This window comes from Candidatus Pantoea bituminis, assembly GCF_018842675.1.
Classification (GTDB): domain Bacteria; phylum Pseudomonadota; class Gammaproteobacteria; order Enterobacterales; family Enterobacteriaceae; genus Pantoea; species Pantoea phytostimulans.
On sequence record NZ_JAGTWO010000004.1, the window covers coordinates 2,436,629 to 2,453,169 of the forward strand.

Sequence of the window (16,541 nt, forward strand, 5' to 3'; positions counted from 1 at the left end):
TATCAATGGCATTTGCGCTTTTTATGCCCTGAAATTTAGATCGTGACAACGTTTATCTTATACAGCTATTGGAATTAACGTTATTCATTAACTCAACTGATGACTAACGCACCTTAACTTATTTATTAGTTGAACGCTGAAACGCTATCATTTACCACTTTTCAGATAAAACTTAAAAAACATCAATTCGCGTCCCCCTTCATTTATATTTACCGCCCAATCCCGATTTTCAACAATCAATTGCCAGATAAATCATTTAAGACACACCGCTTGCTCTGCCAGGATGAACGCATCAGTTCTCAACAATAGATAATCAATAACTTTTAGTTATAAGGAGTAGCGATGCGCGTTATTACGCTGGCGGGTAGCCCTCGATTTCCTTCACGTTCGACTTCTCTCCTTACGCTCTGCCAGCACAAGCTGGAAGCACGAGGTGTCGAGGTGATTCCATGGAACATCCATAACTTTCAGCCAGACGATTTGATCAATGCGCGCTTCGATGCGCCCGCTTTATTGGCACTGCGTGAAGATTTGCTGGAAGCGGATGGCTTGATTGTTGCGACACCTATCTATAAAGCCTCTTTTTCAGGTGCACTGAAAACGCTGCTTGACCTGTTGCCAGAGCGTGCGCTGGAACACAAAGTGGTTTTACCTCTCGCCAGCGGCGGCAGTCAGGGACACATGTTGGCGATGGATTACGCGCTCAAGCCCGTGCTGAATGCGCTAAAAGCGCAAGAAATTCTGCATGGCGTTTACGCAGAAGATAGCCAAATTACCCATTACGATCGTCAACCTGAACTGTATGCGCCGTTGGCTCAACGCCTTGATGAAGCCGTTGAATCATTTTGGTTGGCGCTGACACGCCACCGACACCCCGTTGCTCAGGCTGTATAAGGAAGAACAGATGAAAAGGCGTGTAGGAATATGGCTCACCACTGCGCTGTTATTCGCGGGTTTGCAGACGCAGGCCGCTGAACAAGATCCGGCACAATTTCGCGTGGGTTATCAAAAGGGATCGGTCAGCATGGTGCTGGCAAAAACGCATCAGATGTTAGAGCAACGTTTTCCTCACACTAAAATTCAGTGGGTAGAGTTTCCGGCAGGACCGCAAATGCTGGAAGCGTTGAATGTTAATAGTATTGATTTAGGCAGTACCGGCGACATTCCCCGCTGTTTGCCCAAGCTGCTGGCGCAGACTTGCTCTATGTTGGCTCAGAGCCGCCAAAGCCACAGGCAGAAGTGATTCTGGTGACGAATAACAGCCCACTGAAAAACGTGGCTGACCTAAAGGCAAAAAGGTCGCCTTTCAAAAAGGCTCCAGCTCGCACAATTTATTGCTGCGTGCGCTTGAGCAAGCCGGATTGAGTTTCAACGATATCCAGCCGATTTATTTGACGCCAGCCGATGCACGTGCCGCTTTTCAGCAAGGTGATGTAGACGCGTGGGCAATTTGGGATCCCTACTACTCCGCTGCGTTGCTGCAAGGGAATGTTCACGTTCTGGTCGATGGTAGCAAGCTGAACCAAACCGGCTCCTTCTATTTGGCTACGCGTAAATTCACCGAAACGCACGGTGACTTTGTACAACACGTTTTGAAAACCTTCAGTGACGCCGATGCATTAACCCTCAGCCAGCGCCAGCAAAGCACTGAATTACTCTCTAAAGCCATGGGCTTGCCAGAACCGGTGATTGCCAGCTACCTCAGTCATCGCCCGCCCACCACTATTACACCGGTTAGCGCTAAAACCGCTGCAGCCCAGCAGCAAACCGCTGACCTGTTTTATGCCAATCATCTGATGCCAGTAAAAGTGTCGATCAAAGATCGCATCTGGCAACCGCATGCCGTTACGCAATAAGGAGTGAAAACATGAGCGTTTCCGTATTTTGGTTTCTGCCGACGCATGGCGATGGTCGCTATCTTGGTACTGCTGAGGGTGCTCGCCCTGTCGATCACGCTTATTTACAGCAAGTTGCCCAAGCGGCCGATCGCCTCGGCTTCGGTGGCGTGCTGATTCCCACCGGACGCTCCTGCGAAGATGCGTGGTTGGTTGCAGCCTCACTGATCCCTGTCACCCAGCGCTTGCGCTTTCTGGTGGCGCTGCGTCCGGGTGTGATCTCGCCTACTCAGGCGGCGCGTCAGGCAGCCACATTGGATCGCCTGTCAAACGGTCGTGCGCTGTTTAATCTTGTTACCGGCGGCGATCCTGAAGAGTTAGCCGGCGACGGCGTGTTCCTCGACCATCGTGAACGCTATGTTGAATCAGCAGAATTTACCCGCGTCTGGCGCCGGGTGCTCGAAGGCGAAACCGTCGACTATGAAGGCAAATACGTTAACGTACGCGGTGCGCGTCTGATGTTTAAACCGGTGCAGCAACCTCGTCCACCGCTGTGGTTTGGAGGATCGTCAGATGCTGCCCAAGACCTGGCTGCAGAACAGGTTGATGTGTATCTGACGTGGGGCGAGCCTCCCGCGCAGGTGAAAGAAAAATTGAGCAGGTGCGTGCCAAAGCGGCGGCACAGGGCCGCAAAGTGCGCTTCGGTATTCGTTTACATGTGATTGTGCGCGAAACCAACGAAGAAGCCTGGCAGGCCGCTGATAAGCTGATCGCCAATGTGGATGACGCCACTATCGCTAAAGCTCAGGCTGCGTTCCAGCGCGCTGACTCTATCGGGCAACGTCGCATGGCAGCGCTTCATGGTGGACGTCGTGACAAGCTGGAGATCAGTCCTAACTTGTGGGCGGGTGTCGGTTTGGTTCGCAGTGGCGCAGGCACCGCGCTGGTGGGCGATGGACCAACGGTCGCTGCACGCATGAAGGAATATGAAGAGTTAGGCATCGAAACGTTCATTCTTTCTGGCTATCCACATCTGGAAGAAGCCTATCGCGTTGGCGAGTTGCTGTTCCCGCATCTCGATTTGAACGTGCCGCTGGTGCCGCAACCTCGCGTAGTACAAGCGCATGGTGAAGCGGTAGCCAATGATTTTACCCCTGAGAAAAAAGCAGCGCAGGGCTGAGGAGAGCATCATGGCGAAAGTCAGTAAACGCATATCGAATCAGCTGGTGCCGTGGCTGCTGCCCGCCCTGCTGATTGTGGTGTGGCAAATCGCGTCGCAAACCGGCTTGCTATCAACGCGCATTCTGCCGTCACCCGAAAATATTGTTATCACTTTTTACAACCTCGCCGCCAGCGGTGAGCTGTGGCAACACCTTGCTATCAGCGGCTGGCGTGCTGCCATCGGTTTTAGTATTGGTGGTTCGATTGGTTTGATACTCGGTTTGATTACCGGCACCTCGCGTACTGGTGAGCGCCTTTTAGATACTTCAGTGCAGATGTTACGTAACGTCCCGCATCTGGCGCTGATTCCGCTGGTGATTTTGTGGTTCGGTATTGATGAAGCGGCGAAAATTTTTCTGGTCGCCTTGGGCACGCTGTTCCCGATTTACCTGAATACTTATCACGGCATTCGCAATATTGATCGCGGATTAGTGGAAATGGCTCGCAGTTACGGTTTGTCAGGTTGGAGCCTGTTTATTCAGGTGATTCTGCCCGGTGCTCTTCCCAACATCATGGTTGGCGTACGCTTCGCGCTTGGCCTGATGTGGCTGACGCTGATCGTGGCTGAAACCATTTCAGCGAACTCAGGTATCGGCTATCTGGCAATGAACGCGCGCGAATTTTTGCAAACTGATGTGGTGGTGGTCGCCATCATTCTCTATGCCCTGCTCGGTAAGCTAGCCGATGTCACTGCGCAGCTGTTAGAGCGCGTCTGGCTGCGCTGGCATCCGGCTTATCAACTGAAGGAGGAGAACGCATGAGTCATACCCTTCCCCCAGCGCGCCTCAATACCGGTACACCCGTTGGCGTCAATGCGGTCAGCAAACACTATGGCAACCGCACCATTCTGAATAACATTGATTTGCACATTCCCTCCGGCCAGTTCGTGGCGGTAGTGGGTCGCAGCGGCTGCGGTAAAAGTACGTTGCTGCGTTTGCTTGCCGGGCTGGAACAAACTTCCAGCGGACAACTACTGGCGGGCAATGCGCCGTTACATTCGGCACGCGAAGATACACGCCTGATGTTTCAGGATGCACGCCTGCTGCCGTGGAAAAAGTGATCGATAATGTCGGACTTGGCCTGCGCGGCCGCGAATGGCGCAGCGCAGCGATGGAAGCCCTTGAAGCCGTTGGCCTGGCTGAACGCGCTAATGATTGGCCAGCCGCCTTGTCAGGTGGTCAAAAGCAGCGTGTTGCGCTGGCGCGTGCGTTGATTCATCGACCTGGGTTGTTACTGCTGGATGAGCCGCTGGGCGCGCTGGATGCATTAACGCGTATCGAAATGCAGGGATTGATTGAATCGCTGTGGCAACAACATCACTTTACCGTGCTGCTGGTGACGCATGACGTCAGCGAAGCGGTGGCAATGGCGGATCGTGTTTTGTTGATTGAGGAAGGCCAGATTGGATTGGATTTATTGGTCGATCTGCCGCGTCCGCGCCGACGTGGTTCTGCGCGACTGGCTGAGCTGGAGGCGGAAGTGCTGGATCGTGTAATGCGACGTGGGGAGAGCGATCAACCGGTACGTTACGCTCAGCAGCGCTAAAAAACGGCGGGTTTATGCACGTAGTGGCAAAACCCGCCGTTTCATTATCAGGCGTTCAACGCTTTAGCGATCTTCTCGTACAGATCGCCAGAAAGCTTATCCAACCCTTTCAACTGCTCCAGCGCCTTGCGCATCAGCGCCTTGCGATCGGCATCGTAACGCTTCAGACGAATCAACGGTTCAATCATGCGCGCCGCGACCTGTGGATTGCGAGTATTGAGATCAATCAGCATTTCTGTCAGGAACTGATAACCGCTGCCATCTTTATTATGGAAAGCTGACGGATTGCCTGAAGCGAAGGCGCCAATCAAAGCACGAATACGGTTTGGGTTGCCCATCGTGAATGACCGATGCTGCAACAGCGCGCGCACTTTCGTCAAAACATCCGCCGCTGGACTGGTGGCTTGCAGCATGAACCACTTGTCCATTACCAAACCATCATGATGCCAGCGCTCGTCGTAAGCCGCTAACAGCGCTTCGCGACAAGGTAACTGCGCCGATACGGCAGCAGACAACGCAGCCAGCGAATCAGTCATATTGGTGGCCTGCTGATATTGTGCCTGAACCAGCTTATCCGCCAGTTCCACCTCGCTAAAGGCGAGATAATTCAGGCAGACATTTTTCAGCGTACGCTGACCGATAGCTGCGTGTTCAATTCGGTATTCACTTTGCTGATTCGCGTTGTATACCGCAAAGAACTCATCGGCCAACTCTTTCGCCAGCGTGCGCTGCAGCGCTTCACGCACCACGGTAATCGCCTGAGGATCAATGACCTCAAATAGCTCAGCGATTTCATTTTCACTGGGTAGCGACAGAATCAGCGCCGTCAGCGCCGGATCGGCGTGAGTATCAAGCAGCACCGCGCGGAAAGCATCAGCCACATGCAGCGGCAGCGACAGCGGCTGGCCTTGCTGGTGACGCGACACATTCAGGCGAATGTAAGTAGCGAGCAAGCTTTGCGCAGCATCCCAGCGAGAAAAATCATTACGCGCATGGCGCATCAGAAACGTCAGTTGCGCATCGCTCCATTTGTAATCGAGCTTCACGGGCGCAGAGAATTCTCGCAGCAGCGACGGCACTGGCTGGAAGTAGACGTTATCAAAAATAAAAGTCTGGAACTCTTCAGTGATGTTCAACACGTTATGCACCGGATAACCATTGTGCTGCAACGGAATCACTTTACCTTCGCTATCGTAGAGTTCGATATCGAGTGGAATGTGCAGCGGCAGCTTCTCTTTTTGATCGGCGGTTGCTGGCGTGTGTTGCGTAACGTGAAGTGTGTATTGTTCCATTTCTGGATTGTAATCGTCGCGTACCGTCAGCACCGGCGTACCCGACTGGCTGTACCAGCGGCGAAACTGTGACAAATCGACATTGGATGCATCTTCCATTGCCTGCACGAAGTCATCGCACGTTGCTGCGCTGCCATCATGACGATCAAAATAGAGCTGCATGCCTTTCTGGAAATTTTCTTCGCCAAGCAAGGTGTGCATCATACGGATCACCTCTGAACCCTTTTCATACACCGTTAAGGTGTAGAAGTTGTTCATTTCGATCACTTGCTCAGGACGAATCGGATGCGCCATTGGGCTGGCATCTTCAGCAAACTGCGCGCCACGCATAATGCGCACATTGTCGATACGGTTTACCGCGCGTGAGCCGAGATCAGAGCTGAACTCTTGATCGCGGAAGACGGTTAAGCCCTCTTTGAGACTCAGCTGGAACCAGTCGCGGCAGGTTACGCGGTTGCCGGTCCAGTTATGGAAATATTCGTGGCCAATCACCGCCTCAATGCCGAGATAATCTTTATCGGTTGCGGTTTCTGCTTTGGCTAAAACATATTTGGAGTTGAAGACATTCAGCCCTTTGTTCTCCATTGCGCCCATGTTGAAGAAATCCACTGCGACGATCATAAAGATGTCGAGGTCATATTCGAGACCAAAGCGTTCCTCATCCCATTTCATGCTGTTTTTCAGCGAGGTCATCGCCCAGTCAGCACGATCAAGGTTGCCGCGATCAACGAAGATCTCCAGCGCAACATCACGACCTGAACGGGTTTTGAAACTGTCGCGCAGCACGTCGAAATCACCTGCCACCAGCGCAAACAGATAACAGGGTTTTGGGAAGGGATCTTGCCATTTTACCCAATGACGACCTTGTGCATCGCGTCCACTGTCAACGCGGTTGCCGTTAGACAGCAGGAACGGATAACGCTCGCCCTCAGCAATAATGGTGGTAGTGAAACGCGCCAGCACATCTGGGCGATCGAGATACCAGGTAATATGTCGGAAACCTTCCGCTTCACATTGGGTGCAGAGTGCTTCGCCTGATTTGTACAATCCTTCCAGCGCAGTATTTTGGTCAGGATGAATATCATTGATGATTTTCAGCGTGAAGCTTTCAGGCAGCTGATTGAGCACCAATACGCCTTCATCTTCATGATATGCGGTCCACGGTTGCCCATTCACTTCAAGCGCAATCAGCGTAAGCGATTCGCCATCCAGACGCAGTTCAGCCTGGCTGTCACCCAAACGTTTTACCTGGCTAATCGCCGTCACGCGCGTGGTGGTGGCATCCAGCTCAAACGTCAGATCGATATCGGTGATGGTGTAATCTGGCGCACGGTAATCGTGGCGATTTTTAATTTGTGGCTGTTGCGTCATATTCCGTCTCGCATTGTTATAGGTTTACCGCCAAAGTCTAAGCTTGTTACTACAAGCTTGCCACGCACAATGCACGCATTGGCAAAAATCGCTACAATTCATTAACAATGGCACAGATTAGTCTCGACCTGCAGCCTTGAAATATGCTGTGATTGGCCTCAGTTACTGATTTATACTTTTGCGTCTTTATGACTTTTATCACACCGGGCTCTGCGCCACCGAACAGGATGCTGAAACGCGCCATGACAGGACATGCTTCCCCGATACTGACCTCCTTGCTGGATACCGATGCGTATAAGCTCCATATGCAGCAAGCGGTTTTCCACCGCTATCATGACATAACGGTGGCGGCCGAGTTTCGCTGCCGTGGTGACGAACTGCTGGGTTTTTACGCTGATGAGATCCGTGAAGCGATTAACGCAATGCAGGCGCTAACGCTCAGCGATGATGAATATGCCTGGCTGGCTAGCCTTCCCTTCTTCCAGACCGACTACCTCGACTGGCTGCGAAATTTCCGCTACAACCCCGCTCAGGTCGAGGTGCGTAATCATCACGGCAAACTGGATATTCGTATTCAGGGCGCATGGCGCGAAGTGATTATGTGGGAAGTGCCGCTGTTGGCGTTGATCAGTGAAGTGGTACATCGTCATCGCACCCCGCAAATCGGCACACAGCAGGCTGTCGATCATTTACATATTAAGCTGGATGCGTTTAAACAGCAGGTTTCTGACCTGGATATGTCACGTTTCCGTCTAATGGATTTCGGCACCCGCCGTCGCTATTCGCAAGATGTTCAACAATCCATCGTCAGTACCCTCAAGCAGGATTTCCCTTGGCTGGTAGGCACCAGCAATTACGATTTGGCGCGTCGTCTGGATTTGACGCCGGTTGGCACGCAAGCACATGAATGGTTCCAGGCATTTCAACAAATCAGCCCGGTTCTGGCTAATAGCCAGCGTGCGGCTCTGCAAGCATGGCTCGATGAGTATGATGGCCAGTTGGGAATAGCCCTGACCGATTGCATCGCCATGGACGCCTTCTTGCGCGATTTTGGTCTGACATTCGCTCGCCGTTATCAGGGATTGCGCCATGACTCAGGCGATCCCGTTGAATGGGGTGAAAAAGCGATTGCCCATTATCAAAAACTGGGTATTGATCCGCAAAGCAAAACGTTGGTCTTCTCAGATAACCTTAATCTGGATAAAGCACTGGCGCTGTATCGCCATTTTGGCCAACGCGCCAATGTAGTATTTGGGATTGGTACTCGCCTGACATGTGATATTCCTGGCGTGACACCGCTCAATATCGTGATCAAGTTAGTGGAGTGCAACGGTAAACCGGTTGCCAAACTTTCTGATAGTCCGGGCAAAACTATTTGTCAGGATAAAGCCTTCGTCAGAGCCTTAAGAAAAGCCTTCGATTTGCCGCTGGTAAAAAAGCCAGTTAAGCGTCCTCTTATCGGGGCGTTGATCCGCCCCACTTCTGCTGTAATAAATCTGCATTCCCCGGAATTTTGCTTGTTTCCTGTTTAGCCGCAAGTAACATAGCAAAACCCCGGATGGGGCAACTTTTTTACTCACTTCTTCTATATAGAGAGATATTTATGAGCGTAGTGCCTGTAGCGGATGTATTGCACGGTCGCGTCGCGGTTGACAGTGAAGTCACCGTACGTGGTTGGGTGCGTACCCGCAGAGATTCAAAAGCCGGTCTTTCCTTCATCGCCGTTTATGACGGTTCCTGCTTTAATCCCGTTCAGGCTGTCGTCAATAATTCTCTGAATAATTATGAGAATGAAGTGCTGCGTCTGACCACAGGTTGTTCCGTGATTGTTACCGGAACCGTTGTGGCTTCCCAGGCCAAGGCCAGGCATTTGAGATTCAGGCGACCAAACTTGAGGTAGTGGGCTGGGTTGAAGATCCAGACAGCTACCCCATGGCGGCTAAACGTCACAGTATCGAATACCTGCGTGAAGTCGCGCACTTGCGTCCGCGCACCAATCTGATTGGTGCCGTTGCGCGTGTTCGTCATACGCTGGCTCAGGCGCTGCATCGCTTCTTCCATGAAAATGGTTATTTTTGGGTGTCGACACCGCTGATTACGGCTTCCGATACTGAAGGCGCAGGCGAAATGTTCCGCGTCTCTACGTTGGATATGGAAAACCTACCGCGTGACGATCAAGGCAAAGTTGACTTCAGCGAAGACTTTTTTGGCAAAGAAGCTTTCCTGACCGTATCAGGTCAGTTGAACGGCGAAACCTATGCTAGCGCGCTGTCAAAAATCTATACGTTTGGCCCGACCTTTCGTGCCGAAAACTCTAACACTAGCCGCCATCTGGCTGAGTTTTGGATGTTGGAGCCAGAAATCGCCTTTGCTTCACTTGATGATGCAGCGGCATTAGCAGAATCCATGCTTAAGTACGTGTTTAAAGCCGTCTTAGACGAGCGTGCTGATGATATGGCGTTCTTTGCTGAGCGTGTTGATAAAGATGCCGTAGATCGCTTACAGCGCTTCATCACCACTGATTTTGCTCAGGTCGACTATACCGACGCCGTCAATATTCTGATGAGCTGTGGTGAAACTTTCGAGAACCCGGTTTCATGGGGTATCGATCTCTCTTCCGAACACGAACGCTATTTGGCTGAGAAACATTTTAAAGCGCCAGTTGTAGTGAAAAACTATCCGAAAGATATTAAAGCGTTCTATATGCGCCTTAACGATGACGGTAAAACTGTTGCGGCTATGGATGTTCTGGCACCGGGTATTGGTGAAATCATTGGCGGTTCACAGCGTGAAGAGCGTCTCGATGTGTTAGACGCACGTCTGGAAGAAATGGGTCTGAATAAAGAAGATTATTGGTGGTATCGTGACCTACGTCGCTACGGTACGGTTCCACATTCAGGTTTCGGATTAGGTTTCGAACGTTTAATCGCTTATGTCACCGGCGTACAAAATGTAAGAGACGTGATCGCGTTCCCACGTACTCCACGTAACGCGAGTTTCTAAGATTCTGCATTAATTATAAGAAATTCATATATATAAAGAGGTCGGCATCGCCGGCCTTTTTTTATTTTTGTAAATTTAGAGTTCCCTCACAAAGTTCCCCTAATTTTACATTTTGTAATACATAGTTTCTTTCTGAAACAAGAATACGAGATTAGTAGCATTTTCGAGGTAGAATTACCGTCGGTGTGATGGAAAGATGCGTGCAGACACAGGAAGACACCAAACTTCTTTCAAGGTTCCCGTAAAGGTTTCTTGACGGCAGTGGCAGGTGTACGAATAACTCCAATGAGGGTAATAAATAATGATGAAGCGCAACATTCTTGCAGTGGTTATTCCAGCTCTGTTAGCTGCTGGTGCAGCAAATGCAGCAGAAATTTATAATAAAGACGGCAACAAACTGGATCTGTACGGTAAAGCTGTTGGTTTGCATTACTTCTCTGACAACGACGGCAACGACGGCGACAACACCTATGTTCGCTTCGGTTTCAAAGGTGAAACTCAGATTAATGACCAACTGACCGGTTTCGGCCAGTGGGAATACAACGTTCAGGCTAACAACTCTGAAGGCTCTGACGCACAAGATGGTAACAGAACCCGTCTGGGCTTTGCTGGTCTGAAATTCGGCGATGCTGGCTCAATCGACTACGGCCGTAACTACGGTGTGGTTTACGATGCAATCGGCTGGACCGATATGCTGCCAGAGTTCGGTGGCGACTCAGGATACTCAGATAACTTCATGAACGGTCGTAGCACCGGTCTGTTGACCTACCGCAACACCAACTTCTTTGGTCTGGTTGATGGTTGGGACTTCGCTGTTCAGTATCAGGGTAAAAACGACCGTAGCGACACCCGTCGTGCGAACGGCGACGGCTGGGGCGTGTCAACCTCTTATACCTCACCAATTGGTCTGGGTATCGTAGGAGCTTATAGCAGCAGCGATCGTACCAATGACCAAGCAGCAGGCGCACAAACAACCTATACTGGCGGTACTGGCACAGCAGCGACTACTACTGACGTTACCGGTGAAGGCGCGGGAAAACGTGCTGAAAACTGGGCAACCGCTATCAAGTATGATGCGAACAATATTTACCTGGCAGCGATGTATGGTGAAACCCGCAATTCAACGCCTATTTCTGCATCTGGAAACGGTACTTTCGTAGCTGGTAACGGACAGACTTACACTGCCGCTTCGATTTCTGGCTTCGCTAATAAAGCGCAGAACTTTGAATTAGTTGCACAGTACCAGTTCGATTTCGGTCTGCGTCCGTCCATTGCCTATGTTCAGTCTAAAGGCAAAGACATTGAAGGCGTTGGCGATGCTGATATCGTTAAATATATCGATGTGGGCGCAACCTACTACTTCAACAAAAACATGTCTACCTATGTGGACTATCAGATCAACCAGCTGGACGACAACAATCCACTGGGTCTGGCTACAGACGACACCGTCGCTCTGGGTCTGGTATACCAGTTCTAAGTTGAACTCAGAATTGCAAAAACGGAGCTTCGGCTCCGTTTTTTTATGTCTACTCTATGCTCTTTCTTTACCTCGCTTATCACGTTTATTATTAGAATCTTAAATACTCTTATCCCTGATCGTTAAATTGTGAATTTATCTCGCAAACGGTTGGCTTTTGCTCTGCTCAGCGCTAACCTGAGAGCTCATTTTGCTAAAGTTCACGCTACTGGACCTGACTCATGTTTGAATCGATCTCTGCTGCACCCGCTGATCCTATTCTTGGACTGGCCGATCTGTTCCGCGCTGATGACCGCCCCCATAAAATTAATCTTGGTATTGGCGTCTACAAAGATGAAACCGGCAAAACGCCTGTTCTGACTAGCGTTAAAAAAGCCGAACAGTATCTGCTTGAGAATGAAACCACTAAAAACTATCTCAGCATTGATGGTTTGGCCGATTTCGCGCGCTGCACGCAGGAATTGCTGTTTGGCAAAGAGAATGCATTGATCACCTCAGGCCGCGCGCGTACTGCACAAACGCCTGGCGGTACAGGCGCACTGCGTGTAGCCGCAGATTTCCTTTCAACCCAAACCGCGGTGAAACGTATTTGGGTTAGCAATCCAAGCTGGCCGAACCATAAAAATGTGTTCAATGCTGCAGGCCTGGAAGTGTGTGAATACCACTATTACGATGCTGAAAACCACCAGCTGGATTTCGACGGTATGCTGGCATCCCTTAAAGAAGCCAAAGCGGGTGACGTAGTCCTGTTTCACGGCTGCTGTCACAACCCAACCGGTATCGATCCTACTGCAGAACAATGGCAGCAGCTGGCACAGCTTTCACACGCTAACGGCTGGCTGCCGCTGTTCGATTTTGCCTATCAGGGTTTCGCGCGTGGCCTTGATGAAGATGCTGAAGGTTTGCGCATTTTTGCGGCTTCGCATCAGGAGCTGATTGTTGCTAGCTCCTATTCGAAAAACTTCGGATTATACAATGAGCGCGTAGGGGCAATTACGCTGGTAGCAGCCGACGCTGCCGTGGCTGATACTACATTCAGCCAGGTTAAATACACCATTCGCGCCAACTATTCGAATCCACCCGCACACGGTGCTGCTGTTGTAGCGACCATTCTTGATAACGATGCTTTACGTACTATCTGGGAACAAGAGCTTTCAGATATGCGTCAACGTATTCAACGTATGCGCCATTTGTTTGTAAATACCCTGGCGGAGAAAGGTGCTCAGCGCGACTTTAGCTTTATCATCAAGCAGAACGGCATGTTTTCTTTCAGCGGACTGACTAAAGACCAGGTTATTCGCCTGCGCGAAGAGTTCGGGGTTTATGCCGTGAATTCAGGCCGAGTGAACGTAGCAGGCATGACACCAGATAATATGTCAGCGTTGTGTGAAGCGATTGTTGCTGTACTTTAAGCAGAATTAGCGTCATAAAAAAATGGGCCAAATGGCCCATTTTTTATTGCAGAAACGTTATTGCAGGAAAGGATTGCTCAGACGTTCTCTTCCCAACGTTGACGTCGCGCCATGCCCTGGCACAAATTCAACATCATCGCCTAATGGCAGCAATTTTGTTTTAATTGCCTCGATCAGATGCTGATGATTTCCCTGCGGGAAATCAGTGCGACCCACACCACCATTAAAGATCACATCCCCTGAGATCAGTAATCGTCCAACACGATCAAAAAAGACGATGTGACCTGGCGTATGGCCGGGGCAATGTAATATATCCAGCGTCACTAAACCTACCTGCACGCTGTCGCCCTCTTCCAGCCATCGATCGGGCGTAAAGGCAGCACAATCGTCCAGGCCGAACATACGGCTTTGCAGCGGTAACGACGCCAACAGGAATGCGTCCAGTTTTTGTGGTCCAATAATCGGAGCCGAGTAAAACGCTGCCAGTTCAGCCGCCGCGCCTACGTGATCCAGATGCCCATGCGTTAACAAGATCTGCGCAGGCTTTAAATTAAGCTGTTCAAGCGTTTGCTTGAGGGTAGATGCATCGCCACCCGGATCGACCAGCGCCGCTTCGCGCGTGGTTTCACACCAGATAACAGAGCAGTTCTGTGCAAACGCAGTAACAGGAATAATGTGGTATTTCATAACGCTCCATGACCGACACACGCAGCGTTGCCGGTTTACGACCAGTGCCTGACCGGCCCGGTATCAATGTGCACAAAGTTGCTGCGTGGGTAATATCCTACACCACCAGCGCGCATTGTTAATGCCGCTTTGCGTACATTGCTTAGCGCAATGCCTTCAATATGGAAATCCATCGCCTGGCCTTTGGTGTGGTAGCTATGTTTGGCTACACCCGGCCCGCTTTCACGCAACATATTGTTCGTTGATAAAGAACGATAGCCGGAAATCAGCTGAACCGGTTTACGCGTTTCCAGCAATGCTTGCAGACGGAAAATTTGATCAAACAGATGGGGATCAATGCTTTTTACTTTGTTAGCGCGGAAATCGCGAAAGAAATGGTTCAAGCGCGATAACTCATCCTTGTCGTAACTTTTCCCGTTGAAAAACTCAGTTTTCAACGTTTCGCCAGTGTGCAGATTGTTGAGTGTCAATACACGTGGACGAGAAGTTGAAAGTGAGGCCCTTGCGGATGTCGGCAACAATGCCAGACCTGCGGCTGCGCTTCCGCAAAGCAGTAATTTACGACGAAAAGAATCAATATTAGACATGTAACGTGTTACCTGAGAGTGAAAGCTTAGAAATGTGCAAAAAGCGCACAAGGCCGAACCTTAACTTTCTCTCAAAGGATCGTCAACCCGTGACAAGGGAGTTTGTGCGGCGATCCCGCTCAGGACCGCCTTTTCAAGACATGGCTTACTTTTTATAAGCCTTGAAGAGTGAAGAAAAATCAACCACTAGAGCAAAAGCTGTTCTGCTCGCAGCAATACCTGACTGCCTGAGCGCGCAGTATCATCATAATTGTAAATATCTGTTCGATATTGTGGTTTGCCATCATCCGCCACCCATGCAGTCAGGTAGTAAAGATTAACCGGAATGCGGTGACGAATAGGGACATAGCGCGTGTCCCCTTCTTTAAGCGTACTTGAGATGCGACTGTCGTTCCAACCCGCATCTTGTAGCAGCAAACCCGCCAGTTCAGAGGCTTTATTGACGCGCACACATCCAGAACTCAGTGCACGAATATCACGCTGAAATAAGTTGTGGTTCGGCGTGTCATGCAGATAGATCGCGTCTGAGCTTGGCATATTGAATTTATAGCGGCCCAGAGAATTGGTTGCGCCAGGTGCCTGGCGTAAGCGATAAGGGAAAGAGGAAGCCGACACCATACTCCAGTCAATCATGCTGGGATCCATGACCTGCGCATCTGCACTCCATCCTGATAGCAACGTGTAACCATGCTTGTAAAGGTAGGTAGGATCTTGCTTCACCTTCGGAATGATATCCTGACGTACCAGCGTGGTGGGCACATTCCAGGGAGGATTAAGCACCACATTGTTCAACGCGCTGCGCATCAGCGGTGTTTTGCGATCGGGACGACCAACGATAACCCGCGATGAAAGGATCTTGTTGCCGTTGTTGTAATAGATCAGCGAGTAGTTTGCGATGTTCACCATGATGCCGTTATGCATATCATCCGGCAGCAAGCGAAGGCGCTGAATATTCAATGCCAGCAATGCGGCACGCATTTGCGGCGAGACATTTAGCCATTCGCGGGTACGTGGGCCAATCGCGCCATCATCCGCCAGACCTTGCCACTGCTGGAAACGCTTAACGGCAGCCACCAGCGTGTTGTCATAAATATTTTCTGCGCTGACCTCTGCGCTCATATTTTGTACATTACCCAACGCTTGCGGTGGCTGTGCCGGCAGATCGTTAACGCTGGTTGCCGAAGGGCTCACTGCTATTGGCTGTTCACTTTGGCTCACCGGTTCGGCAGCCGTCGGCACAGCATCATCGGTGGGTGCTGGCGTCGCGATCTGCGCCGTCATCATGCCGCTGCGCTGTAAGATCTCACGTAAAGCCGGTACATCGTCGCTGACCTGGCCTGGACGTAGCGTTTGGCTATTTTTCAGCTGCGGCCAGGGAAGTTTATCGCTAAGCAGGTTTTTTAATGCCGTATGCATGGGTACATATTGAGGATGCTGCGGTGTTAAGGAGCTGATGAAAGCACCATTTGCCCCGGCATTCACTGCATTTAACCAATGATTCACGACCGCCACTGAGGGCTGAGCCAATTTGTAGGGCACGTTGCTGTAAAGCCAGGTTTCGCCTTGAGTAGGAACATTCGAGACAAATTGCAAATAGCCGAGCATCGCATCAGACAGCACCACATCGCGGGCAAAGCCTTTGATATTCGGATCGGTTAGACGATCAACCCAGCGAGTAAATTGCGGCTGCACACCAGAAAGCGCAACTTCGGCCAGCTGCTGCTGAAATTTCTGTACTGCATCCCGGTCTTGCCAAATCGGTTGCATCTGACGCGACGCATAAATTGTAGCCAGTGAAGCCTGGTAAAAAGGTCGATCGGCACCTGAGAAAGCCTGCTGAATTTGTTGCTGACTTTCACTGACCGACAGCGTTCCTTGTGTCGTTCCAGGTAACGCACTAATGATAGCGGCTTGCGATACGCCAACAGGAATAACGGTTAGCGCCAGTGCTAACAATGAAATAACGCGACGGTGTTTCAACTTATTGACCAGCAACATCCCTGCCCCCTTGATTAATCTACTGCGCAGCGTTCCTTGAGATTACTGCGATTGGGCTGCCACTTATATTTATGAGTATAAGAATAAAAAACGGCATTTGCCTCAATCGACAA

General features: G+C 50.6%; 8 protein-coding genes and 5 pseudogenes. 9 read left to right on the forward strand and 4 right to left on the reverse strand.

From position 1 onward, the window contains the following. Positions 1-342: 342 nt before the first annotated feature. The 5 genes and pseudogenes from ssuE to ssuB all read left to right on the forward strand — a co-directional run bounded on the left by ssuE (position 343) and on the right by ssuB (position 4,601). Positions 343-894, forward strand: coding sequence for an NADPH-dependent FMN reductase (ssuE, locus tag KQP84_RS15300; RefSeq protein WP_215847174.1), 552 nt, complete (start codon positions 343-345; stop codon positions 892-894). A gap of 10 nt (positions 895-904) precedes the next feature. Continuing rightward, positions 905-1,856: pseudogene (locus KQP84_RS15305) on the forward strand (sulfonate ABC transporter substrate-binding protein). A gap of 11 nt (positions 1,857-1,867) precedes the next feature. Continuing rightward, positions 1,868-3,015, forward strand: a pseudogene (gene ssuD, locus KQP84_RS15310) (FMNH2-dependent alkanesulfonate monooxygenase). Between the two features lie 10 nt (positions 3,016-3,025). After that, positions 3,026-3,817, forward strand: a complete 792-nt coding sequence (gene ssuC / locus KQP84_RS15315) for an aliphatic sulfonate ABC transporter permease SsuC (protein ID WP_215847175.1) — start codon at positions 3,026-3,028, stop codon at positions 3,815-3,817. Then, positions 3,814-4,601, forward strand: a pseudogene (gene ssuB, locus KQP84_RS15320) (aliphatic sulfonates ABC transporter ATP-binding protein). Before ssuC ends, ssuB begins: the two are co-directional and overlap by 4 nt. 47 nt (positions 4,602-4,648) lie before the next feature. On the opposite strand, the gene pepN reads toward ssuB, so the two are convergent. Continuing rightward, positions 4,649-7,264, reverse strand: coding sequence for an aminopeptidase N (pepN, locus tag KQP84_RS15325; protein WP_215847176.1), 2,616 nt, complete (start codon positions 7,262-7,264; stop codon positions 4,649-4,651). Between the two features lie 227 nt (positions 7,265-7,491). Between pepN and pncB the strand changes: the two are divergent. From pncB to KQP84_RS15345, 4 genes and pseudogenes are all read left to right on the forward strand, one after another. Then, positions 7,492-8,703 (forward strand): annotated as a pseudogene (pncB, locus tag KQP84_RS15330) (nicotinate phosphoribosyltransferase); the annotation flags it as partial. 164 nt (positions 8,704-8,867) lie between these two features. After that, a pseudogene (gene asnS, locus KQP84_RS15335) lies at positions 8,868-10,267 on the forward strand (asparagine--tRNA ligase). Positions 10,268-10,568: 301 nt separating this feature from the next. After that, positions 10,569-11,744 (forward strand): porin OmpF, encoded by a 1,176-nt coding sequence (gene ompF / locus KQP84_RS15340; RefSeq protein ID WP_305798590.1) that lies wholly within the window; start codon positions 10,569-10,571, stop codon positions 11,742-11,744. 221 nt (positions 11,745-11,965) lie between these two features. After that, on the forward strand, positions 11,966-13,156 hold the full coding sequence (locus KQP84_RS15345; protein ID WP_215847177.1) for an amino acid aminotransferase: 1,191 nt from the start codon (positions 11,966-11,968) through the stop codon (positions 13,154-13,156). A 57-nt stretch (positions 13,157-13,213) separates the two neighbouring features. On the opposite strand, the gene KQP84_RS15350 is transcribed toward KQP84_RS15345, so the two are convergent. From KQP84_RS15350 to ldtD, 3 genes are all read right to left on the reverse strand, one after another. Beyond that, positions 13,214-13,843 (reverse strand): MBL fold metallo-hydrolase, encoded by a 630-nt coding sequence (locus KQP84_RS15350; protein WP_215847178.1) that lies wholly within the window; start codon positions 13,841-13,843, stop codon positions 13,214-13,216. A 35-nt stretch (positions 13,844-13,878) separates the two neighbouring features. Then, positions 13,879-14,430 (reverse strand): peptidoglycan L,D-endopeptidase MepK, encoded by a 552-nt coding sequence (gene mepK / locus KQP84_RS15355; RefSeq protein ID WP_215847179.1) that lies wholly within the window; start codon positions 14,428-14,430, stop codon positions 13,879-13,881. Positions 14,431-14,616: 186 nt separating this feature from the next. After that, positions 14,617-16,428: a L,D-transpeptidase gene (gene ldtD / locus KQP84_RS15360; protein WP_215847180.1), complete on the reverse strand. Its 1,812-nt coding sequence runs from the start codon at positions 16,426-16,428 to the stop codon at positions 14,617-14,619. Between the last annotated feature and the right edge of the window lie 113 nt (positions 16,429-16,541).

Excerpts from the sequence above, each read along its gene's own strand:
- ssuE (WP_215847174.1), top strand. The coding sequence starts at position 343 with ATGCGCGTTATTACGCTGGCGGGTAGCCCTCGATTTCCTTCACGTTCG.
- mepK (WP_215847179.1), bottom strand. The coding sequence starts at position 14,430 with ATGTCTAATATTGATTCTTTTCGTCGTAAATTACTGCTTTGCGGAAGC.
- KQP84_RS15350 (WP_215847178.1), bottom strand. The coding sequence starts at position 13,843 with ATGAAATACCACATTATTCCTGTTACTGCGTTTGCACAGAACTGCTCT.
- ldtD (WP_215847180.1), bottom strand. The coding sequence starts at position 16,428 with ATGTTGCTGGTCAATAAGTTGAAACACCGTCGCGTTATTTCATTGTTA.
- pepN (WP_215847176.1), bottom strand. The coding sequence starts at position 7,264 with ATGACGCAACAGCCACAAATTAAAAATCGCCACGATTACCGTGCGCCA.
- ssuC (WP_215847175.1), top strand. The coding sequence starts at position 3,026 with ATGGCGAAAGTCAGTAAACGCATATCGAATCAGCTGGTGCCGTGGCTG.
- KQP84_RS15345 (WP_215847177.1), top strand. The coding sequence starts at position 11,966 with ATGTTTGAATCGATCTCTGCTGCACCCGCTGATCCTATTCTTGGACTG.
- ompF (WP_305798590.1), top strand. The coding sequence starts at position 10,569 with ATGATGAAGCGCAACATTCTTGCAGTGGTTATTCCAGCTCTGTTAGCT.